20 protein-coding genes are annotated in these 19,427 nt (G+C 66.1%); 9 read left to right on the plus strand and 11 right to left on the minus strand.

Annotated features, from left to right (window positions below):
• Window positions 1-27: 27 nt before the first annotated feature.
• Genes ACFQ24_RS21855 through ACFQ24_RS21865 form a run of 3 tightly spaced genes read right to left on the minus strand, consistent with a single transcriptional unit; the run spans window position 28 to window position 2,572 of the window.
• The gene (locus ACFQ24_RS21855; protein ID WP_380915139.1) at window positions 28-354 is read right to left on the minus strand and encodes a DUF423 domain-containing protein; all 327 of its coding nucleotides are present in this window, start codon (window positions 352-354) and stop codon (window positions 28-30) included.
• Window positions 351-2,150: a cation:proton antiporter domain-containing protein gene (locus ACFQ24_RS21860; protein WP_380915141.1), complete on the minus strand. Its 1,800-nt coding sequence runs from the start codon at window positions 2,148-2,150 to the stop codon at window positions 351-353. The genes ACFQ24_RS21855 and ACFQ24_RS21860 overlap by 4 nt, the downstream gene beginning before the upstream one ends.
• Window positions 2,150-2,572 carry an iron-sulfur cluster assembly scaffold protein gene (locus tag ACFQ24_RS21865; protein WP_380915143.1) on the minus strand — a complete coding sequence of 141 codons (423 nt, stop codon included), beginning with the start codon at window positions 2,570-2,572 and terminating at the stop codon, window positions 2,150-2,152. The genes ACFQ24_RS21860 and ACFQ24_RS21865 overlap by 1 nt, the downstream gene beginning before the upstream one ends.
• Before the next feature lie 111 nt (window positions 2,573-2,683).
• On the opposite strand from ACFQ24_RS21865, the gene ACFQ24_RS21870 reads away from it, so the two are divergent.
• Both ACFQ24_RS21870 and ACFQ24_RS21875 read left to right on the plus strand, forming a co-directional pair.
• Window positions 2,684-3,142: a YaiI/YqxD family protein gene (locus ACFQ24_RS21870; protein WP_380915145.1), complete on the plus strand. Its 459-nt coding sequence runs from the start codon at window positions 2,684-2,686 to the stop codon at window positions 3,140-3,142.
• Complete coding sequence (locus ACFQ24_RS21875) at window positions 3,139-4,311, plus strand: BaiN/RdsA family NAD(P)/FAD-dependent oxidoreductase (protein ID WP_380915147.1); 1,173 nt, start codon at window positions 3,139-3,141, stop codon at window positions 4,309-4,311. The genes ACFQ24_RS21870 and ACFQ24_RS21875 overlap by 4 nt, the downstream gene beginning before the upstream one ends.
• A gap of 27 nt (window positions 4,312-4,338) precedes the next feature.
• Here the strand turns inward: ACFQ24_RS21875 and ACFQ24_RS21880 are convergent, their stop codons facing one another.
• A complete protein-coding gene (locus tag ACFQ24_RS21880; RefSeq protein WP_380915149.1) occupies window positions 4,339-6,045 on the minus strand; it encodes an ATP-binding protein in 1,707 nt (568 codons plus the stop codon).
• 146 nt (window positions 6,046-6,191) lie between these two features.
• Complete coding sequence (locus ACFQ24_RS21885; RefSeq protein ID WP_380915151.1) at window positions 6,192-8,240, minus strand: transglycosylase domain-containing protein; 2,049 nt, start codon at window positions 8,238-8,240, stop codon at window positions 6,192-6,194.
• A gap of 110 nt (window positions 8,241-8,350) precedes the next feature.
• Between ACFQ24_RS21885 and ACFQ24_RS21890 the strand changes: the two genes are divergently transcribed.
• Window positions 8,351-8,545, plus strand: coding sequence for a hypothetical protein (locus ACFQ24_RS21890; RefSeq protein WP_380915153.1), 195 nt, complete (start codon window positions 8,351-8,353; stop codon window positions 8,543-8,545).
• Here the strand turns inward: ACFQ24_RS21890 and ACFQ24_RS21895 are convergent.
• A complete protein-coding gene (locus tag ACFQ24_RS21895) occupies window positions 8,542-9,858 on the minus strand; it encodes an MFS transporter (RefSeq protein ID WP_380915154.1) in 1,317 nt (438 codons plus the stop codon). The genes ACFQ24_RS21890 and ACFQ24_RS21895 overlap by 4 nt on opposite strands.
• A 142-nt stretch (window positions 9,859-10,000) precedes the next feature.
• Here ACFQ24_RS21895 and pgsA point away from each other — a divergent pair, with 142 nt between their 5' ends.
• Genes pgsA through ACFQ24_RS21910 form a run of 3 tightly spaced genes read left to right on the plus strand, consistent with a single transcriptional unit; the run spans window position 10,001 to window position 11,277 of the window.
• Window positions 10,001-10,579 (plus strand): CDP-diacylglycerol--glycerol-3-phosphate 3-phosphatidyltransferase, encoded by a 579-nt coding sequence (gene pgsA, locus ACFQ24_RS21900; protein WP_380915156.1) that lies wholly within the window; start codon window positions 10,001-10,003, stop codon window positions 10,577-10,579.
• Window positions 10,580-10,582: 3 nt separating this feature from the next.
• On the plus strand, window positions 10,583-10,837 hold the full coding sequence (gene moaD, locus ACFQ24_RS21905) for a molybdopterin converting factor subunit 1 (protein ID WP_380915158.1): 255 nt from the start codon (window positions 10,583-10,585) through the stop codon (window positions 10,835-10,837).
• The gene (locus tag ACFQ24_RS21910) at window positions 10,834-11,277 is read left to right on the plus strand and encodes a molybdenum cofactor biosynthesis protein MoaE (protein ID WP_380915160.1); all 444 of its coding nucleotides are present in this window, start codon (window positions 10,834-10,836) and stop codon (window positions 11,275-11,277) included. The genes moaD and ACFQ24_RS21910 overlap by 4 nt, the downstream gene beginning before the upstream one ends.
• On the opposite strand, the gene ACFQ24_RS21915 is transcribed toward ACFQ24_RS21910, so the two are convergent.
• Both ACFQ24_RS21915 and ACFQ24_RS21920 read right to left on the minus strand, forming a co-directional pair.
• Window positions 11,274-12,203 carry a hydrogen peroxide-inducible genes activator gene (locus ACFQ24_RS21915; RefSeq protein WP_380915162.1) on the minus strand — a complete coding sequence of 310 codons (930 nt, stop codon included), beginning with the start codon at window positions 12,201-12,203 and terminating at the stop codon, window positions 11,274-11,276. The two genes, ACFQ24_RS21910 and ACFQ24_RS21915, sit on opposite strands and share 4 nt — an antisense overlap.
• A gap of 38 nt (window positions 12,204-12,241) precedes the next feature.
• Window positions 12,242-13,015 carry a sulfite exporter TauE/SafE family protein gene (locus ACFQ24_RS21920; RefSeq protein ID WP_380915164.1) on the minus strand — a complete coding sequence of 258 codons (774 nt, stop codon included), beginning with the start codon at window positions 13,013-13,015 and terminating at the stop codon, window positions 12,242-12,244.
• A 169-nt stretch (window positions 13,016-13,184) separates the two neighbouring features.
• Between ACFQ24_RS21920 and epsC the strand changes: the two genes are divergently transcribed.
• Window positions 13,185-13,901, plus strand: a complete 717-nt coding sequence (epsC, locus tag ACFQ24_RS21925; RefSeq protein WP_380915166.1) for a serine O-acetyltransferase EpsC — start codon at window positions 13,185-13,187, stop codon at window positions 13,899-13,901.
• Entirely contained in the window at window positions 13,901-14,239 is a 339-nt protein-coding gene (locus tag ACFQ24_RS21930; protein WP_380915168.1) for a DUF2794 domain-containing protein, read from the plus strand. Before epsC ends, ACFQ24_RS21930 begins: the two co-directional genes overlap by 1 nt.
• Before the next feature lie 11 nt (window positions 14,240-14,250).
• On the opposite strand, the gene ACFQ24_RS21935 is transcribed toward ACFQ24_RS21930, so the two are convergent.
• Entirely contained in the window at window positions 14,251-15,309 is a 1,059-nt protein-coding gene (locus tag ACFQ24_RS21935; protein ID WP_380915170.1) for a hypothetical protein, read from the minus strand.
• A gap of 139 nt (window positions 15,310-15,448) precedes the next feature.
• Between ACFQ24_RS21935 and ACFQ24_RS21940 the strand changes: the two genes are divergently transcribed.
• Window positions 15,449-16,393, plus strand: a complete 945-nt coding sequence (locus tag ACFQ24_RS21940) for an NAD(P)H-dependent flavin oxidoreductase (protein WP_380915172.1) — start codon at window positions 15,449-15,451, stop codon at window positions 16,391-16,393.
• Here the strand turns inward: ACFQ24_RS21940 and ACFQ24_RS21945 are convergent.
• On the minus strand, window positions 16,337-17,254 hold the full coding sequence (locus ACFQ24_RS21945) for an alpha/beta fold hydrolase (protein ID WP_380915174.1): 918 nt from the start codon (window positions 17,252-17,254) through the stop codon (window positions 16,337-16,339). The two genes, ACFQ24_RS21940 and ACFQ24_RS21945, sit on opposite strands and share 57 nt — an antisense overlap.
• A 120-nt stretch (window positions 17,255-17,374) precedes the next feature.
• Window positions 17,375-19,339, minus strand: a complete 1,965-nt coding sequence (locus ACFQ24_RS21950) for a hybrid sensor histidine kinase/response regulator (protein WP_380915176.1) — start codon at window positions 19,337-19,339, stop codon at window positions 17,375-17,377.
• Window positions 19,340-19,427: the final 88 nt, after the last annotated feature.

Here is a 19,427-nt window from a genome sequence, read left to right on the forward strand (position 1 = left end):
GTCGCGCGGGACGGCAAGGGCAGCCCGCTATCGCCCCGCAAAGCGCCAGGCGGCCCAGAGCCATGCCGCGATCATCATCGTGCCGCCGATCGGCGTGACGGCGCCCAGCCAGCGGGGGCCGCCCAGCGCCATCGCATAGAGGCTGACGGCGAAGATCGCCGCGCCCGCGAGCATCAGCGTGGCGGCTCCGCGCGCGGGACCGACGATCGCCAGCGCGGCTACGGCGTGGATCAACTGGTAGAGGCCGCCTGTGCGGAGCCAATCCGCCGCCTTGGGATCGGCCACGCCATGCGCGCCGAACGCGCCTGCGCCGATGGCCAGCGCCGCCGACAGGCAGGCCAGGATCGCGATCATGCTTCTTCTCCGTCGCCACGGCTCAGCAGTCGCATCCCCTTGCCTGGCCGGTACATGAGATGCTTGGCGGCGAGCAGGCTGCCATGTTCGATCTGGAGCGCCATGCGCTGATCGTCATTGTGCCGATATTGCCGCTCCACCTCTTCCGCCTCCTCGGGTGGAACGCCCAGCGCTTCCATCGCCCGGACCCCCATGCAGATCGCGGATTCATAGACTTCGCGCACCACCCCGGCCAGTTCCATGCCCTGCAATTCCATCACCTGACGCCGGTCGAAGGCGCGAACCATCAGGGCGGCTTGCGGGAAGGCTTCGGCAATCGGCTCCAATATGCGCCGGTCGAGCGAGGCGTCGTCGATGCAGAAGGCGATCAGCCGCGCTTCGTCCGCGCCCGCCCGGCGGAGAAGGTCGATGCGGGTGCCGTCGCCATAATAGACCTTCATGTCGAAGCGGCTGGACACCTCTATCTGCGCGGGCTTCTTGTCGATCAGGACCACGCCGAAGCCGTGGCCCATCAGCATCTGGGCGACCGTCTGGCCGAAGCGGCCATAGCCCACGATGATGGCGGAGCCGCGTGGGGCGTCGTCCGGTCCTGCCGGCTTTTCGCCTTCCTTGGGCTTTGCGAATTCGAAGCGGCGCGCGAAGAGCATCAGGAAAGGCGTGGTCGCCATCGAGAAGGTGACGATAGCGCTGAACAGGCTGGCGGCCTCCGGCGCGATCAGCAACGCATTCTGCGCCTGGGTGAAGAGGACGAAGCCGAATTCGCCGCCCTGGCTGAGCAGCAGGCCCGCGCCCAGCGCCTGCTGCCCCGGCATGCCGAAGAGGCGGGCAAGGCCGGAGATCAGCGCGGCCTTGGTTGCGACCAGGATCGCCGCCATGGAAAGGACGAAGAGCGGATTGGCGGCGACGGTGCGCAGGTCCAGCACCATCCCGACCGCGAGGAAGAAGAGGCCGAGCAGGACCGAGCGGAACGGCTCGACATCGGCCTCAATCTCATGCCGGTAGGGGGAATCGGCGAGCATGACGCCCGCGATGAATGCGCCGAGCGCGGTGGAAAGATGCAGCGCGTGCATGAGTGCTGCGGCGGCAAGGACGGTGAACAGGCCGACCGCCACGAACAGCTCGCGCTCGTCCAGCCGCCCGACCAGCGCCAGCAACGGCCGCAGCACGAAGCGGCCCGCCAATACGAGCCCCGCGATGGCGGCGACGGTGTAAGCGGCCGTCATCCATCCCGGCGGCCCGCCCGCATCCGCCGGATTGCGCGACAGCGCGGCGATGATGGTGATGAGCGGGACGATCGACAGATCCTGGAACAGCAGGATCGAAAACACCTTTTCGCCGAAGGGGGAGTTGATGCGGCCGCTCGACTTCAGGCCGGGGAGAACCTGCGCGGTGGAGGACAGCGCCAGCGGCAGCCCCAGCGCGATCGCCGCGCCCCAGGTGAAGCCTGTCGTGTAGAAGATGATCGCCGTCAGTACGCAGCCGCATGTCACGACCTGCGCCATGCCGAGCGCGAAAATGTCGCGCTTCAGCCGCCAGAGGCGCGCCGGATGCAGTTCGAGGCCGACGAGAAACAGCAGCAGGACGATGCCGATCTCGGCGATGGCGAGCTTCGATTCCGCGCCGCCGACAAGGCCGAGGCCCTGCGGCCCGACAAGTGCGCCGGCGACGAGATAGCCCAGCACTGCGCCCAGGCCGAAGCGGCGGAAGAGGATGACGAAGAAGAGGCCGACCCCCAGCAGGATGACGCCTTCGTTCAGCAGGATGTCGGTGGCGCTGACGGGTGCGTGCGTTTCCATCAGGCGTCCGCCATGCGGGCGGCTTCCGCGATCGCCTCGAACCCCAGCCGGATGGACGCATGGCGGGCGGGATAGCCGCGCGCCGGCGCGAGCACGGCAAGGCCGGGCCAGAAATCGAGATCGTCGCTTTGCCCGGCCAGATAGGCGGTCAGCCGGTCGCGCGCCTGCGCCAGTTCTTCCGCCGACAGGCCGATGGCGTGCCCGGCCATCAGGGCGGCGGATGCCTGACCCAGCGCGCAGGCCTTTACGTCCAGCCCCATGTCCGCCAGCCGCCCGTCCGCCATGCGCACATCCGCCGTGACGCGCGAACCGCATGTGGGCGACCGTTTCTCCACGCTTGCCTGAGGGTCTGGCAGGCGCTGGTGATGCGGGATGCTCGCGGCGAGCCGCAATATGTCCTTGTTGTAGAGGGGGGCGCTCATGCCGATCCATGTAGGACAGGATCGGCACGGGGTGAAGGTGGCGATTGGCGCGCGCGGGAAATAAGCGGCGCCGTCCTTGTCTCATGCCGCCACGCAGCCTATCGGCGGCCCATGCGCATATTGGTCGATGCCGACGCCTGCCCCGTTAAGGAGGAAATCTACAAGGTCGCGTGGCGGCACGAGGTTGCGGTGTCGATCGTCAGCAACAGCTTCATCCGCGTCCCCGCCCATCCCCTGATCGAGCGGGTGGTGGTGAGCGACGGCTTTGACGCGGCGGACGACTGGATCGCGGAGCGGGCCGATGCGCGGTCTGTGTGCATCACGGCGGACATATTGCTGGCGGACCGGTGCCTGAAGGCCGGCGCGGTGGTGATCGCGCCCAACGGCAAGCCTTTCACGACAAGCTCCATCGGCGCGGCGGTGGCGACGCGCGCGATCATGGCCGACCTGCGCGCCGGGGCCATGGGTGACGCCGTTGGCGGGCCGCCGCCTTTTACGAAGGCGGACCGGTCGCGCTTCCTGTCGGCGCTCGATGAAGCGCTGGGGCGAATGAAGCGGGCGGGCCGATGAGCGATCATGACATCATCGTCCTGGGAGCGGGCGCGGCAGGCATGATGTGCGCGGCGGTGGCGGGGCAGCGGGGGCGGCGCGTTCTGCTGGCCGACCATGCCGACGCGCCGGGCAAGAAGATTCTGATCTCCGGTGGTGGGCGGTGCAATTTCACCAACATCCACACCGCGCCGGACCGCTATCTGTCCGCTAATCCGCACTTCGCCAAATCGGCTCTCGGCCGCTATGGTGCGCGGGACTTTCTGGCGCTGGTCGAACGCTATGGCATTGCCTGGCATGAGAAGACTTTGGGGCAGCTTTTCTGCGACGGATCGGCGAAGCAGATCGTCGCGATGCTGGTGGAGGAATGCGACAAGGGGTGCGTGACGATGGCGCTCGGCCAATCCGTCACGGACATCGGTCATGGCGATGGCCTCTATCGCGTCAGGCTGGGCGACAGGGAGCATCGTGCCCCGGCGCTGGTGCTGGCGACCGGCGGGCCGTCCATTCCGAAGCTGGGGGCGACGGGCTTTGCCTATGACGTGGCGCGCCGGTTCGGCCTTTCGATCGTCCAACCGCGCCCCGCGCTGGTGCCCTTCACGCTCGGGCCGGAGGAGGCGCTGTTCCAGTCCCTGTCGGGCGTGTCCGCCGATGTGGAGGTCCGTTGGGGCAAGACGCGGTTTCGCGAGGCGGCGCTGTTCACCCATCGCGGGCTTTCCGGCCCCGCGATGCTGCAGATCAGCAGCTATTGGCAGCATAGGACGGCGATCTGCGTCGATTTCCTGCCGAATCGTGCGGCGGGCTGGCTGATCGAAGCGAAGCGGGAACGACCGCGCGTGACGCTGCGCAAGCTGCTGACAGAGGCCCTGCCGGAACGGCTGGCCGATGCGCTTCTGTCCCGGCTGGACATGCACGGCGAATTGGGCGCGCAGAGCGACAAGGTGCTGCGGCGTATGGAGGCGCAGATCGCGGCCTGGCCGTTCACGCCATCGGGCACGGAAGGCTATGCCAAGGCGGAGGTGACGGTGGGCGGCATCGCGACGGCGGGCCTGTCATCGCGCACGATGGAAGCTGTGAAGGTGCCCGGCCTCTATGCCATCGGGGAAGCCGTGGACGTTACTGGCTGGCTGGGCGGCTATAATTTCCAATGGGCTTGGGCCAGCGGATGGGCGGCCGGGCAGGCGGTCTAGAGCTATAGGCCCGACGCGCTAGCGCAATCAGCTGACCTGCGCCCGCGCGGCGGCGATGCTGGCCTGAAGATGGGCGCGGCGGAATGGCTTGGACAGGCGCACCACGTCCGGCGCGATCAGGTCGATACCCTGATAGCCCGAGATGATGAGCAACGCGACGCCGGGATGATCCATCCGCAGGCGCAAAGCCAGTTCCGCGCCGGTCATGCCGGGCATCACATGATCGGTGATGACGATGTCCGGCGTGTAGCCCGCCTCGATCATCGAGATCGCCAGTTCGGCATGGTCGATGTCGATCACTTCATAGCCCATGTCGATCAGCATCTCGCGGGTGCTGTTGCGCACCAGCCCGTTGTCGTCGACCAGCAGCACCTTGCCCTGCGCCTTGCCATCGACTGCGTCCGTGGATTCGCTTTCGCCTTCCGGCTGCTTGCGCTGCTCGACCGGCAGCCAAAGCTGGACCTGCGTGCCCAGGCCCGGCGCGCTGTCGATCGCGAGTGCGCCGCCAAGCTGGCCGACGAGCCCGTGCGCCATCGACAGGCCAAGGCCCGTGCCTTGCCCTGCGGGCTTGGTGGTGAAGAACGGCTCGATCGCGGCGGCCTTCACCCGGTCATCCATGCCGATGCCGGTGTCCGCGACCGTCAGGCACACATAGCGGCGCGGCGGCAGCGGGTCGGGAAGGCCATCGCTGCGCAGTTCCGCCGACAGGGTAAGCCGTCCCCCTTCCGGCATGGCGTCGCGGGCATTGACCGCCAGGTTGATGATCGCCAGTTCAAGCTGGTGGCCGTCCGCACGGACCGGCGGCAGGTCGTCGGGCAGCTCGACGGACAGGTCGATGCGCGGCCCCAGCGTGCTCACCAGCAGCGCCTGCATCCCGGCGACAAGGGAGGCCAGGTCGACGGCCGTGGGCTGCAAGGGTTGACGCCGGGCGAAGGCCAGAAGCCGCTGCACGAGCGTCTGCGCCGTTTCGGCCGCCTGCATCGCCATCGCCGCGGTGCGTTCCAGCCGATCGGGCGCGCGGCCCGAAAGGATGAGGTCGAGGCCGCCGATGATCGGGGTCAGCAGATTGTTGAAATCATGCGCGACATGGCCGGTCAGCTGGCCCATGATTTCCATCTTCTGGATCTGGCGCAGCGTGTCCTGCGAGCGCTGCAGTTCCTTCGTCCGGTCGCGCACACGCCGGTCCAGCTGGCCGTTGAGCGTTTCGAGCGAGGCGAAAAGCCGGCCATTTTCCAGCGCGGTGGAGGCTGCTCTGGCCAAGGCTTCCAGCAGCGCGACCTGATTGTCCGTAGGTTCGGCCGCTTCGGACCAATAGGCCCCGACGGCGGCGATCGGGTCCGGCCGGCCGATCGGCACCATGATCATGCTGCGGACGAAGGTGCGGCGATAGGCGTCCACGGGCACGCGGGCATCCATGAACACGTCGGGGATGACGACAGTCTGGTGGTTCTGCATCGCCCAGCCTGATACGCAGCGCTGCATGGGGAAGCGCTGGCCCGCCCACAGCGGCTCCATCGCGTCCTCGGCGATATAATGGCATTTGTCTTCGTCGCGCAGGATGATGGCGATCCCTTCCGCGCCCACCGCGCGGCGGGCGAAGGCACGAAGCACCGATATGATCGCATCTACCGATCGTGCCCCGGCGAGGGCCTCCATCGCCTCGGCAGCCAGGCTCCACCGTGCGGCCAGCGCCTTCTGCTCCGAACCGTAATCGCCTTCAACCTTCTCACCCATGGGCGAACCTTCATGACGTGCGAACCGTTGCCTCTATATCATTGAAAGGAAGCGCAGGTAAAATCGGGTCGTCGCAAAACTGCCGGCAAGATGAGCAACAAGACCCTTATCGGATGTTAACCAGCAAGGCTTTTGGAAAGCGGCCGTCAGGGCGGCCCGTCGCTTTCTTCGGGCTGGGTGGGCGCAACGCGCGGCGGCGCGGCCTGCGGCGGCGGCGGAGCGGGCTGGTCCACCGGCAGGCGAATCTGATTCGGGCCGATATTCAGCGTCATGCCATTTTCATCGACGCCCACACCGACATTGCCGATGCCGCTTTCCAACGCGACGTTGGCGATGGCGTTGACGAGATCGGGATCCTGCTCCGCGTCGGACGTGTCCTCGACCGGCTCGTTGATCGCTCCGGCCATGAAATTGCGCCAGATGCGCGCGGGCACGCCTCCGCCCGCCGCGCCGCCGGGAAGCGGGGCATTGTCGTCATTGCCGATCCAGACCGCCGTGACGAGGCCGCCGGCATAGCCGACGAAGATGGCGTCACGACTGTCCTGCGTCGTTCCGGTCTTGCCGAAGGTGCTGGTCCGCAGCGCAGCCGCGCTGCCCGTACCGCGATTGGCGGCGGAGGAGAGGAGATCGCGGATCATGTCCAGCTGATCCTCGCTGAAGCGGCGTTGCCGCTGCATCAGTTTCTCGAACCAGCCCTGTTCTTCGGGCGGCAGGCCGTGCGCCATGACGGGGTAGCTGCCCGCCGCGACCGCCGCATAGGCCTCGGCCAGTTCGATGAGCGGGATTTCCGACGTGCCGAGCGCCAGGCTCAGATCTTCCGTCAGTGGGGCGGTGACTCCAAGATCGCGGGCGACCTTGATGACATTGTCGACGCCGACCTTCTGCGTCAGGCGCACGGCCGCGACGTTGCTGGATGCCGCGAATGCCTGGCGCAGGGTGATGCGGCCGCGATATTTCCCGCCATGATTGGCCGGGCGATAGGTCCCGGTGGTGATCGGCGTGTCGTCGATCATATCGTCGGGCGACATGCCCGCGCGGAAGGCGGCGAGGTAGACGAACAGCTTGAAGGTCGAGCCGGGCTGCCGCCTTGCCTGCACCGCGCGGTTGAAGCTGCTCTTCGCATAATTCTTGCCGCCGACCATGGCGACGACGCTGCCATCGGGCTTCATCGCGACTAGCGCCGCCTGCGCCTGCCCCAGCGGCGCGCGGCGGATCGCGGCTTCGGCCAGGCGCTGGATGCGCCAGTCGAGCGTGGTCGCGATGTCCTGTTCCCCATAGACCGCGCCCGCCCGGTCGCGTGCGTGGGGCAGCACCCAGTCGGCGAAATAGGTGCCGCTGGTCGGATCCGCCTCCTCATGCACGTTGAGGCGCGCGGGGGGCAGGGCGTTGCGTTCCGCCTGCGTGATATAGCCCGCGTCGACCATCGCCTGCGTCACCAGCGCGGCTCGGGCGCGGGCACCCTTCAAATTGGTGGTGGGCGCGAGGCGCGAGGGCGCTTTCAAAAGGCCCGCCAGCATCGCCGCCTGCGGAATGGTGAGCCGGTCGGGGGCGCGGTTGAAATAATGGCGGGCGGCCGCGCGCAGGCCGTAGACATTGTCGCCGAAATAGACGTTGGAGAGATACCGCTCCATGATCTGGTCCTTGGTCAGCCAAACCTCCAGCCAGACCGCGATCAGTGCCTCCCGCGCCTTGCGCCCGAAGGTGCGGTCGCTGGACAGGAACACGCCCTTCGCCAGCTGCTGGGTGATGGTGCTGCCGCCCTGCGATGCGCCGTCCGACCAGAGATTGTGCCACATGGCGCGGGCGATGCCGCGGGGATCGACGCCCCAATGGCTCTGGAAGCGCCGGTCCTCGATCGCCATGAACGCCTGGGGCACATGGGCGGGCAGTTCGGCGACGGTGACGGGCCTTTCGATCACCGCGCCGCGCCGGGCGATCAGGTGCCCGTCCGCCGACATGAGCGAGATGCTGGGCGGGGCGATGGGCTTCAGCGACCGCGAAAGGGGAGCCGTCACCGCCAGCCACGCGACAAGGATCATCATCAGGGCCAGGCCGGCCGCCACGATCCATCCGAAAATCTGAAGCCGGCGACGCCAGGGCGTGGGCCGCGCGAAGGCGCTGGGCGGACCTTCGCCAAAGGGGCGCGGATCGGAGAAGGCGGGCTCGGCGGCAGGATCGTGCATCGGTTCGGTCATGCTGTATTATTCACATCATACAGTCAAGGTCTGTCCCGCGCCGGGACAGCGGGATATTAACCAGGAATCGCGATGGCCGAATTGGTAAATTATCCGTTAACAGCATCGCCATGCGAAACCGACCGCTCGTCCTCACCACCGAATCGGCCCGCCATCCGTTCCGCCAGCGGCTGCCGGCCCATGTGCTGCGCGTAAGGCAGGAACCGGCCCCCTGCCGTCGCCCTGCCGATGACGACAAGGACTGGAAATTGTTCGGATTGAGCTTCGCAGCCTTCTTCACGGCTTTCTACAGCTTCATCTTCTAGGCTTCCTGGCAAAGGGGGCCGTCGCAGGCCTTGTGCAGCTTCCACGCCATCGCGGCGCAGGGGAGGGACAGCACGGCGACAAGCAGCAACTGCATCACCACTGAAACACCTGCGATGCTGAGGCCGATCGCGCACAGTGATCCCGCCACCATCGCGCCCGAATTGACGATATTGTTGGCCGCCACGGTGCGCGCCGCCTCGCATTTTTCGACCGTGGTGGTGAGGAAGGCGTAGAGCGGCACCACGAACATGCCGCCGAAGGTCGCCACCCCCAGCAGGCAGAGCGACAGCGGCACGGCCAGCCGATGGGCCAGGAAATCGGCCAGCGACAGCATTTGTCCGTCCGGCGCGGGCGTCCACAGGTCGCACACGACATGGAAAGCCACGATGCAGGCGCCCATGCCGATCACCGATGCCGGCGCATATTTGGCTGAGACATGCCCCTGGAGCAGCCGGTTGATCGCGATCGACCCGATGGCGATGCCGATGGAGAAGATGGCGAGGAACAGGCTCGCCACCGGCTTGTCGGCGGTGAGGACATTCTTCACCAGCGGCGGGAACTGAATGAACAGGATCGAGCCAACCGCCCAGAAGAGGCTGATCGACATGATCGCCAGGAAGAGCCGGCGGATGTGCATCGTCCCGCGTACCAGCGCGATCGACGAGCGGATTATGTGATAGTCGATCGGCTGCGCTTCGAGCAGGGAAGGGGCGGACGGCACCTGCCGCCCGGCGACGTAGCCGATCAGCGCGGTCACGACGATGCCGACCGCCGCCGCTTCTACCGGAATGAGGCCAGCCAGGATGGTGCCGGCGAGAATCGCGATATAGGTGCCTGCCTCGACAAGGCCGGTGCCGCCCAGCACCTCGTCGTCGTGGAGATGCTGCGGCAGGATCGCATATTTGATCGGGCCGAAGAAGGTCGAGTGGATGCCCATCGCAAACAGGGCCGCCAGCAGCAGCGGAATGGCGATGCTGTGGACCGCGATGCCGCTCCAGATCAGGGCCAGCCCCGCCGCTCCGACCGCCATGATGAGGATTTCGGCCGCCTTTACCCAGCGGATGATCGTCGCCTTGTCGCGTTGGTCCGCCAGCTGTCCCGACAGGGCGGACAGGAGGAAGAAGGGGAGGATGAACAGCCCCGTCGCCAGCGCGGAGAACCATGTTTCGGACCGTTCGTCATTATAGACCTGATAGACGACGAACAGCACCATCGCGTTCTTGAACAGATTGTCGTTGAACGCGCCCAGCAGCTGGGTGATGAAAAGCGGCAGGAAGCGGCGCTTGTTCAGGAGCCTGAGAGAGGCTTGCATGGATGAGGGAGTCTTCTTACCCGTTAGCGACCGGGCCGGGGTCTAGCCGCTGGCAGCCTCCCTGTCCAATGCGAAGCGCGCACGGCCGCAAGGCCCGATCGCGTCGCTTGTGCGATGCTTCGGACTGTGGCAGTCGGCAGCGATGCTGACGCTGCCCAACCTGCTGACGCTTTCGCGCATCCTTACCGTGCCGTTGCTGGTTGCCCTGCTCTGGCCGGACGAGGTGGCGGGAGTTGGCCTCGGCGCACGCTGGACCACCGGCTATGCGCTGGCGTTCGGCCTCTACTGCCTGATGGGCGTCACCGACTATTTTGACGGCTATCTGGCGCGCGCGCAGGGCACGGTCTCGAAACTGGGCGTGTTCCTCGATCCCATCGCCGACAAGATCATGGTGGGGGCGGTGATCCTGATGCTGGCGGCGACGCGCGATATCGTCGGCGTTCACCTGGTTGCCGCGATGATCATCCTGTTGCGGGAAATCGCCGTGTCGGGCCTGCGCGAATTTCTGGCCGGGCTCCAGGTGTCGGTGCCGGTGTCCCGGCTTGCGAAATGGAAGACGACCTTCCAGATCATCGCGCTGGGCGCGCTGATCCTGGCGGGCGCGGTGCCGCAATTCCCCTTCGTGCAGATGGTCGGCATCGCGACGCTGTGGGCGGCGGCAATCCTGACGCTGATCACCGGCTGGGATTATCTGCGCGTCGGCATCAGCCACATGGATTGAGCCATGCTGAAGATCGTCTATTTCGCCTGGGTTCGCGAAGCCATCGGCCGCGACGAGGAACAGATCGAGCGGCCGGGGCCGGGTTCGACCGTGGCCGACTTGATCGCTCTGCTCGTGGCGCGCGGAGGCGGCTATGCCGAGGCGTTGGCTGACAGCAGCCGCCTTCGCGCCGCCGTCGACCAGCGGTTCGTGCCGATCGACAGCCCGATCGGCGACGCGCGCGAGATCGCGCTCTTCCCCCCGGTCACCGGCGGATGAGGCGCGTCGCTGTCCAGACGGAGGATTTCGATGTCGGGGCCGAACTCGCCGCGCTGGAGGCGCTGGGCGGGGGCGGCGTCGCGAGCTTTACCGGCGTGGTGCGCGGGGAGGGCGGCCTGATTGCGCTGGAACTGGAACATTATCCGGCAATGACGCAGGCGCAGGTTGGGCGCATCGTCGATGAGGCGCTGGCGCGCTGGCCTTTGCTGGGCGTCAGCGTGATCCATCGTTACGGCCGGCTGGAGGCCGGCGCGCGCATCGTCTTCGTCGGCACGGCGTCCCGCCACCGCACGGCGGCGCTGGAAAGCTGCGCCTTCCTGATCGACTGGCTGAAATCGGAAGCGCCCTTCTGGAAGAAGGAGCATTTCGCAGCCGGCGCGACGGCCTGGGTCGCAGCGCGGGCCGAGGACGAAGCGAAAGCGAAGGGCTGGACCGGCTAGGCCGCCTGGGGCAGCCGGCCGTTCGCCTCCGCCGCTTCGCGCAGGATGCCGGCCAGCAGGCGGAATTCCTTTTCCCGCGGGCTGTTGCGCCGCCAGACGAGCGCGATGTCGCGGGACGATCGTTCGGACTGCACCGGCCGCGCGGCGATGCTGGTATGATCCAATATGCCGCTGGCGATCGCCATTTCCGGGATCATGGTGACGCCAAGGCCGTTGTCGACCATCTGGATCAGCGTGTGGAGCGAGGTGCCCATCATCGTCGCGTTGGCGCGCAGGTCCGTGCGGTTGCAGGCGGCGAGGGCATGATCCTTGAGGCAATGACCGTCCTCCAGCAGCAGCAGCTTGCTTTCGTCGATCATGTCGGGATCGACCCATTCCGGCGGGTCGCTCGGTTCATCGCGCGGGAAGGCGACATAGAGCCGGTCCTGGAACAGGATCTCGCTGTCCACCTCTCCTGTGGGAAAGGGCAGGGCCAGCAGCACGCAATCCACCGCGCCGTGGCGCAGCGATTCGATCGCGGCCTGCGTGGTTTCCTCGCGCAAATAGAGTTTGAGTTCGGGCCGGTCCGACCGGAGCCGTGGCAGCAGCCGTGGCAGCAGGAAAGGGGCAATGGTGGGTATGACGCTCATCCGCAGCTCGCCCGTCAGTGGCTTGCCCGATGCTTCCGCGATGGCGGTCAGTTCCTCCGCCTCCCGCAATACGCGATGCGCCTTGTCCACGATCCGGTCGCCCAAGGCAGTGAAGCGGACCACCCGCCGGGTCCGTTCCACCAAGGTTACGCCGATCAGCGATTCCAGTTCGCGGATGCCCGCTGACAGTGTCGATTGCGTGACGAAGCAGCTGTCGGCCGCCTTGCCGAAATGGCCGTGCTGCTTCAACGCTACAAGATATTGCAACTGCTTGAGCGTCGGCAGGTAATTGGACATTATCGGCTTCCTCGATCAGAAGCCCGAATATAAGTGGTTCAGCCGATAAATCCAAGCCATTTAGCCACGCCCACCATCGACGTGAGCGTCAGGATGACGCCCACCGCCGAGAAGAGGAGGCGGGGGGCGACCCGGCGGGCCAGCATGGCGCCGAACGGCGCGGCCACCACGCCGCCGATCAGCAGGCCGACCGTATAGGTGGTGAAGGCCTGCCACCCCAGATGCAGCAGGAAGGTGAGGCTGATCGAGCTGGTCAGCACGAATTCGACCGTATTCACCGTGCCGATGGTATGGCGCGGACTCGACCCCTGAAGCAACAGGTTGGATGTCACGATCGGGCCCCATCCGCCGCCGCCGGTCGCATCCATGAACCCGCCCACGAGCCCAAGGGGCGCGACCCAGCGGGGGTCGCGCTGCTTGGGCGGCAGATGGAAGCCGCGCCAGATAAGGTAGAGGCCGATGGCGGCGAGATAGGCCTGCACGAACGGCTTGATCACCGATCCGTCGATATTGGACAGGACATAGGCTCCAGTCACGCCGCCAATCACGCCGGGAATGATGAGTTTGGCGAACAGCCGCCAGTCGACGTTGCGGTGCAGGATGTGGCTGATCGCCGACACGCCGGTGGTGAAGGTTTCCGCAACATGGACGCTGGCCGAAGCGCGGCTCGGCGGAACGCCCAGGGTCAGCAGTAAAGTGCTGGATATGACGCCATAGGCCATGCCCAGCGCGCCATCCACGATCTGCGCACCGAAACCGATGAGGATGAAGGGCCAGATGTCGCCGAAATTGGCGACCAATGTGTCGAACATCCATTACCCTTCGCAATATTGTCTATCGGCTAGATTGTAATAATGCTGCGCGGCAAGCAAGTTTCTGTTTGCGTCCAGGAAGCCCCGCTGCCCGCCCTGACTGGAAAAAGCGGGACGTGTCGCTTATATCCATCGTCTAGAAGATTTAGGGACGGTCAGGAACATCGGGATGGTGCGCAGCCTCATTGCCTATCTGGATTCGATCAAGAGTCGCGATCCCGCGCCCCGATCGCGTGCCGAGATCCTGCTCTATCCCGGCGTGTGGTCGCTTGCCTTCCATCGCATCGCGCACCGGCTCTATCGCGCGCGGCTGTTCTTCCTGGCGCGCGCGGTCAACCATCTCTCGCGTTTCCTGACCGGCAACGACATTCATCCCGGCGCGAAGATCGGCAAGCGTTTCTTCATCGACCATGGCTTCACGGTGATAGGGGAAACGGCGGAGATTGGCGACGATGTGACGCTATACCAGAATGTGACGTTGGGCGGTACGGACCCGGCCAATGGCATTGCGGGCAAGCGGCATCCCACGTTGCGGGACGGCGTGATCGTAGGATCGGGCGCGCAGGTGCTGGGCCCGATCGAGGTCGGTGCCCGCGCTCGCGTCGGCGCCAATGCCGTCGTGACGAAGGATGTCGCGGAAGCGGCGACGATGGTCGGCATCCCCGCGCGCGCGATGCTGGTCGACGTCACCGCCTATCAGCGCGACTTCATGCCCTATGGCACGCCCTGTTCGGATTGCTTCGATCCCGAAAAGCAGAAGCTGGAAGCGCTGCAATGCGAGGTCGAACAACTGCAGAAGCGGCTGGCCCAGCTGCTGGCGGAGCGTCAGAACCCTTTTCCGGCGAAGGCTGACATCTCCGTGGCGCAGGAGCGTAGCCGGGCCTGATGACCAATGTGACGCCGTTTCCCGGTTCGTCGCCCGGACAGATCGGGTTCGACCGGATCGAATTGCAACGGATCATGGACCTGTACGGGCGGATGGTGGCGGCGGGTCACTGGCGCGACTATGCGATGGATATGGGGCGGGAGGCGGCGGTGTTCAGCGCCTTTCGCCGTACCGCCGAACGGCCCGAATATCGGATCGAAAAGCGTCCGGCGCTCCGTCACCGGCAAGGCATGTGGGCGCTGGTGGGGGAAGGCGGGCAGGTGTTGAAGCGCGGGCAGGAGTTGCAGGGCGTGCTTGCGCCCGTCGAGCGCAAGCTGATGCGGATCGTCGAGGAGTAGGGCGGCAGCCGTCAGGCCGCGGCCCGGTCCAGATAGGGCAGCCGGTCTGTCAGCACCGGCGGCAGTCCATGGACGACCAGCGCGCGGGCATTGTGCCAGAAGGCGGACAGCAGCAGTAGCGCCGAACCGATGACCAGCGCCGTCAGCGCCCAGGACAGTTCCACCGCGCCCGCCTGCCTGAACAGGGCGTAAAGGGCGAAGAGCACATAGGCGAGGCTGGACACCAGCAGCGCGCGCCGGTCTATCGCCAGGGCCACGAGGCCGAAGGCGATGTAGAGCGCCACCACCAGCAGGGCGCGGCCGGCGCCGATCTCCTGACCGTTCAGAACTCCCAGCAGATTGAACAGCGAGTGCGCAATCATCGGTGCGGCGGTCAGGTGCAGCCAGAAGGCGACGTCCGACCGGCGCGTGGTGCGCGCGCGATCGCCCATGTCCCACCGCATCGCCAGCGCGAAGATCGCGAGGCCCGTGCCAAGCAGCAGCAGGAAGCCGATCCGCGGCGCATCGGGGAAGACGGACATGACGAGACCCGCCAGAACGGCAGCGCCCGCCGCCGATCCCGCCGCGACGGTGATCGGGACCATGAAGCGCCGCCAGTGGACCCACGCCGCCAGCGCCGCACAGGCCGCCGCGCCCGACAGGATCAGCGACGCCTGACTGTCGCCGGCATGGGGGAATATCTGCATAGCAAGAGCGAACAGGGCAAAGCCGATGCCGCCCACGAAACCGGCCAGCAGCAGGATGGAGGGCAGCGCCATTCGCCGTTGCCGCGTGAAGAACTCCGCCAGGCCCCAACTGGCAGCGGCGACCAACAGACCGGACATGAAGACCGGCTGATGGTCGGGGGCGCCGAATCGCAGCAGGTTGCCGAGCCATCCGACGGCCACCAGCAGGATGACGCCGGCGATGGATACGAAGATATCGTTGAACCCGGTGAGCAGGCGAAAATGTTCCTCGTCCACCACCGGGCTGGCGCGGAGCCGCGCTACATGGTCCCGCAACGCCTGGGCCGCCGCGGGGGTGATGATCCCGGCCGCTACGGCATCCTGCAAATCGCTCTCGCTATACATCTATCCTGCTCCCCGTCAGCGCGAAGGTGTCCTCTCATACCATGGGTGTATTAATACATCAATACACCAAGATTGGGCCTTTTGCGCGCGTCCCGCCGGTGTTAGCGCCGGTGGCGATAAGAGAGGAGACGCGTGTTTCATGACCCTTCCGGCCTTGTTCAAGGATCGTCTGGCGCTGCCGCTGATCGGATCGCCGATGTTCATCATCTCGCAGCCGGAGCTGGTAATGGCGCAGTGCCGCGCCGGTATCGTCGGCTCCTTCCCCTCGCTCAACGCGCGGCCTTCGGGCGTGTTCGAGGCGTGGTTGCAGCAGTTGCAGGACGAACTGACGGATGCGGACGCGCCGTTCGCGGTCAACCTGATCGTCCATCGGTCGAATGCGCGGTTGGAGGAAGACCTGGCGCTGTGCGTCCGCTACAAGGTGCCGATCATCATCACGTCGCTCGGGGCGCGGGAGGATGTGAACCAGGCGGTGCACAGCTATGGCGGGATCGTGCTGCACGACGTCATCAACGATCGCTTCGCGCGAAAGGCGATCGAAAAGGGCGCGGACGGGCTGATCTCGGTGGCGGCCGGGGCGGGCGGACATGCCGGCACGCTGTCGCCGTTTGCGCTGGTGCAGGAGATACGGCGCTGGTTCGACGGGCCGCTCGCCTTGTCGGGATCGATCGCCACCGGGCGCGCGATCGCCGCCGCTCGGATGATGGGGGCGGACCTTGCTTATATGGGGTCGCCCTTCATCGCGACGGCGGAAGCCAATGCCGACGCTGCCTACAAGCAGATGATCGTCGACAGCCATGCGGACGACATCGTCTATTCCGACGTTTTCACCGGCGTCCACGGCAATTATCTGCGCCCCAGCATCGTGGCCGCCGGGCTGGACCCCGATCAGTTGCCCCAAGCGCGGGATATGGACTTTGCCAGCATGACCGGCGGCGCGAAAAAGGCGTGGCGCGACGTGTGGGGGTGCGGGCAGGGGATCGGCGCGATCGACAAGGTTCAGCCCGCCGCCGATTTCATCGCGCAACTACGATCGGACTACCGATCGGCCATCGAAGCGTTCGCCCTCCAGGAACGCGCGTAGCTCGCCCATGAACCGGTCGAACCGGTCATGGTGCAACCAGTGGCCGGCATGGGCGAATTCAACGAGCCGGGCGTTGCGGAAATGCTTGATGCGCCCGTCCTTCACCGGGTTGGAGGCCCAGCTGTCCGTGCCGAGGCACAGCAGCGTGGGGCAGGTGATCTGTTCCCAGAAGGCCGGAAGGTCCATGTCGGACGCCGCATGGGGCGCCATGACGTTGAGATAGGGATCGAATTTCCAGCTATAGCTGCCATCCTCGTTACGGTTCATGCCGTGAGTGGTCAGGTGCAGCGCCTGTTCGACGGACAGGCGCTCGTTCCTCTCCTGCATACGACCGACGGCAGCTTCGATGGTGGGATAACGCCGGGGCGGCTTTGCCGCGCGCGCCCGCCGCTTGTCGATCCACTCCCGCCATTCGTCGGGCAGCGGCGTTTCCTTCTTATCCTTCAGCCTGGCGGGCGCGAGGCCCAGTCCTTCGATCGCGACGATCCGCTGCACCTTTTCAGGGTAGAGGCCAGCGTAGCGCAAGCTCACCGAGCCGCCCAGCGAGTGACCCACGATCATGACCGGCGACCGGCCGAGAATATCGACCAGCTGCGCCAGGTCGTAGACGAGATTGGCGATCATGTAGGAGCCGTCGGCCGACCAGCCGCTGTCGCCATGGCCGCGCAGGTCAGGCGCGATGACATGATAGTCTTGCGCCAGCGCACGCGCCGTCCAGTCCCAGCTGCGCGCATGGTCGAAGCCGCCATGCACCAGGATGAGCGTCGGTGCGGAGGGATTGCCCCAGTCGAGATAATGGAGCCGCGTCCGCAACGAGGTGTAGAAGTGCGAACTGGGAGTCGGCGCGATCGATGGGGTCATCCGGTCCTGCTGCGTGAGGAGAAGGCTGTATCGCCCCCATGGGGCGATCCGCCCTCCGGTTGCAAGCGCCCCGTTCACGAATCTCCGCTGTTGTCCCGTTTCCGTCCAGTGGCTTCGATGTCAAAGACGGGGGATGATTGCGTCTCCGGCGGATAGCAGGCGTCGGGCGGCGGCGTCGCGCCCCGCGCACGCGACTGCGCTCGCCAGTTCCGCCTGGCGGAACGGTTTGTCGAGCCGGGGCCGCCGGCTGGCATGGGGCGGCAGTTCCGCGAAACCTGTGATGATGATGACCGGAAGGTCCGGCCGCAGCGATTCGATCGCGTCCGCCAGCTGCGCGCCTGTCATGCCCGGCATGGCATGGTCGGTGACGACCAGGTCCACGTCACCCCGCTCCAATATGCGGAGCGCGTCCTGCGCCGACGACGCCTGGAAGACGGTATGGCCCAAATCCTCCAGCATGCCCGCGGTGTTGGTCAGCACCAGATCGTCATCGTCCACCGCCAGGATGACGAGCGGGATCGTTTCGGCCGGATCTTCGTCCAACTGTACGACGAGTGGCGCCCCGATATCCGGCTCCGCCACGGGGAGCCATAGCGATACGGTGGTTCCCTTGCCCAATTCGCTGGAGATGGTGAGCGATCCGCCGCACTGCTGGGCAAAGCCATGCACCATCGAGAGGCCAAGGCCGGTTCCCTTGCCCACGCCCTTGGTGGTGAAGAATGGCTCGCGCGCCCGTTCCAGCGTTGCGGCATCCATGCCTTCGCCCTCGTCGATCACGGACAGGCGCACATAGGCGCCGGGCTGGAGATCGGGGCGCCGCGATTCGACAACATCCACCTCCGCCGCGTCGATCACGATCCGTCCGCCATCCGGCATGGCGTCCCGTGCATTGACCGCCAGGTTCAGCAGCGCCAGCTCCAGTTGCGCGGGGTCGGCATGGGCGGTGCGCAACATGGCGGGAAAGCGCGTTTCGATCGCGACCGCCGCACCGAGAGTCGTCCGCAGCAGTTCAGCCATGCCGCGCACCAGGCCGGTGCAATCGACGCCCTGCAGTTTGAGCTCCTGCTTGCGCGCGAAGGCCAGCATCCGCTGCGTGAGGGTCGCGCCCCGTTCCGCCGCAGTCATGGCGTTGTCCAGATAGCGGGCAATGTCGCCGCCCGAGGCGAGTCGTTGCCGGGCGAGGTCCAGACTGCCAACGATGACGGCCAGCAGATTGTTGAAATCATGGGCGACACCGCCTGTCAGCTTGCCGATGGCGTCCATCTTCTGCGTCTGGACGATCGCGTCGCGCGCCTCGTCCAGCGCTTTCTGCGCTTCCATCCGCTCGGTCAGGTCGCGGGTGATCTTGGCAAAGCCGATCAGGCGACCACTATCGTCCCGAACAGGGTCGAGCACGACATGCGCCCAGAAACGCGTGCCGTCCTTGCGGATGCGCCAGCCTTCCGCCTCGAACCGACCTTCGGTTGCGGCGGTATGCAACGCGCGGGAAGGCAGGCCGGCAATCCGGTCCTCCTCGCTATAGAAACGCGCGAAATTCTGGCCGAGTATCTCATCGGCCTTGTAGCCCTTGAATCGCTCCGCGCCCATGTTCCAGCTGGTGATGGTGCCGACCGGGTCCAGCATATAGATGGCGTAGTCCGTCACGCTCTGCACCAGCATGCGGAACCGTTCCTCGCTCTCCCGCAAGGCTTCCTGCGCGGCGCGCCGTTCGGTCAAGTCGCGCGTCACCTTGGCAAAGCCCAACAGCCGGCCGTCGCCATCGCGGATAGGATCGATCACGACGGTCGCCCAGAAGCGTGAGCCGTCGTTGCGCACGCGCCAGCCTTCCGCTTCGAACCGCCCTTCATGTTCTGCGGTGTGCAGGGCGATGGCGGGAATGCCGGCCGCCTGATCTTCCGGCGTATAGAAGCGAGAAAAATGCTGGCCCACTATCTCTTCGGCTTCATAGCCCTTGAAGCGCCGCGCGCCCGCGTTCCAGCTGATGATCAGGCCGGCGGGATCGAGCATGTAGATCGCGTAGTCGGTGACGCTTTGCACCAACAGCTCGAACCTGTTGCTGGTCTGATCGAGAGAAGCCGTAATCATGTAATCCCCGCTAGAAGCGTCGACGGACGCATTCCTGCCAAGGGGGCAAACGCAATATCACCCATAACGTTCCGTGCCGATGGCGAGG

This window comes from Sphingobium olei (assembly GCF_042678845.1).
Classification (GTDB): Bacteria; Pseudomonadota; Alphaproteobacteria; order Sphingomonadales; family Sphingomonadaceae; genus Sphingobium; species Sphingobium olei.

Coding starts and splice junctions, on each gene's coding strand:
- ACFQ24_RS21875 (WP_380915147.1), top strand. CDS start 3,139: ATGAGCGATCATGACATCATCGTCCTGGGAGCGGGCGCGGCAGGCATG.
- ACFQ24_RS21910 (WP_380915160.1), top strand. CDS start 10,834: ATGAGGCGCGTCGCTGTCCAGACGGAGGATTTCGATGTCGGGGCCGAA.
- ACFQ24_RS21880 (WP_380915149.1), bottom strand. CDS start 6,045: ATGGGTGAGAAGGTTGAAGGCGATTACGGTTCGGAGCAGAAGGCGCTG.
- moaD (WP_380915158.1), top strand. CDS start 10,583: ATGCTGAAGATCGTCTATTTCGCCTGGGTTCGCGAAGCCATCGGCCGC.
- epsC (WP_380915166.1), top strand. CDS start 13,185: ATGGTGCGCAGCCTCATTGCCTATCTGGATTCGATCAAGAGTCGCGAT.
- ACFQ24_RS21950 (WP_380915176.1), bottom strand. CDS start 19,339: ATGATTACGGCTTCTCTCGATCAGACCAGCAACAGGTTCGAGCTGTTG.
- ACFQ24_RS21870 (WP_380915145.1), top strand. CDS start 2,684: ATGCGCATATTGGTCGATGCCGACGCCTGCCCCGTTAAGGAGGAAATC.
- ACFQ24_RS21855 (WP_380915139.1), bottom strand. CDS start 354: ATGATCGCGATCCTGGCCTGCCTGTCGGCGGCGCTGGCCATCGGCGCA.
- ACFQ24_RS21930 (WP_380915168.1), top strand. CDS start 13,901: ATGACCAATGTGACGCCGTTTCCCGGTTCGTCGCCCGGACAGATCGGG.
- ACFQ24_RS21885 (WP_380915151.1), bottom strand. CDS start 8,240: ATGACCGAACCGATGCACGATCCTGCCGCCGAGCCCGCCTTCTCCGAT.
- ACFQ24_RS21895 (WP_380915154.1), bottom strand. CDS start 9,858: ATGCAAGCCTCTCTCAGGCTCCTGAACAAGCGCCGCTTCCTGCCGCTT.
- ACFQ24_RS21890 (WP_380915153.1), top strand. CDS start 8,351: ATGCGAAACCGACCGCTCGTCCTCACCACCGAATCGGCCCGCCATCCG.
- ACFQ24_RS21935 (WP_380915170.1), bottom strand. CDS start 15,309: ATGTATAGCGAGAGCGATTTGCAGGATGCCGTAGCGGCCGGGATCATC.
- pgsA (WP_380915156.1), top strand. CDS start 10,001: ATGCTGACGCTGCCCAACCTGCTGACGCTTTCGCGCATCCTTACCGTG.
- ACFQ24_RS21940 (WP_380915172.1), top strand. CDS start 15,449: ATGACCCTTCCGGCCTTGTTCAAGGATCGTCTGGCGCTGCCGCTGATC.
- ACFQ24_RS21860 (WP_380915141.1), bottom strand. CDS start 2,150: ATGGAAACGCACGCACCCGTCAGCGCCACCGACATCCTGCTGAACGAA.
- ACFQ24_RS21915 (WP_380915162.1), bottom strand. CDS start 12,203: ATGTCCAATTACCTGCCGACGCTCAAGCAGTTGCAATATCTTGTAGCG.
- ACFQ24_RS21920 (WP_380915164.1), bottom strand. CDS start 13,015: ATGTTCGACACATTGGTCGCCAATTTCGGCGACATCTGGCCCTTCATC.
- ACFQ24_RS21945 (WP_380915174.1), bottom strand. CDS start 17,254: ATGACCCCATCGATCGCGCCGACTCCCAGTTCGCACTTCTACACCTCG.
- ACFQ24_RS21865 (WP_380915143.1), bottom strand. CDS start 2,572: ATGAGCGCCCCCCTCTACAACAAGGACATATTGCGGCTCGCCGCGAGC.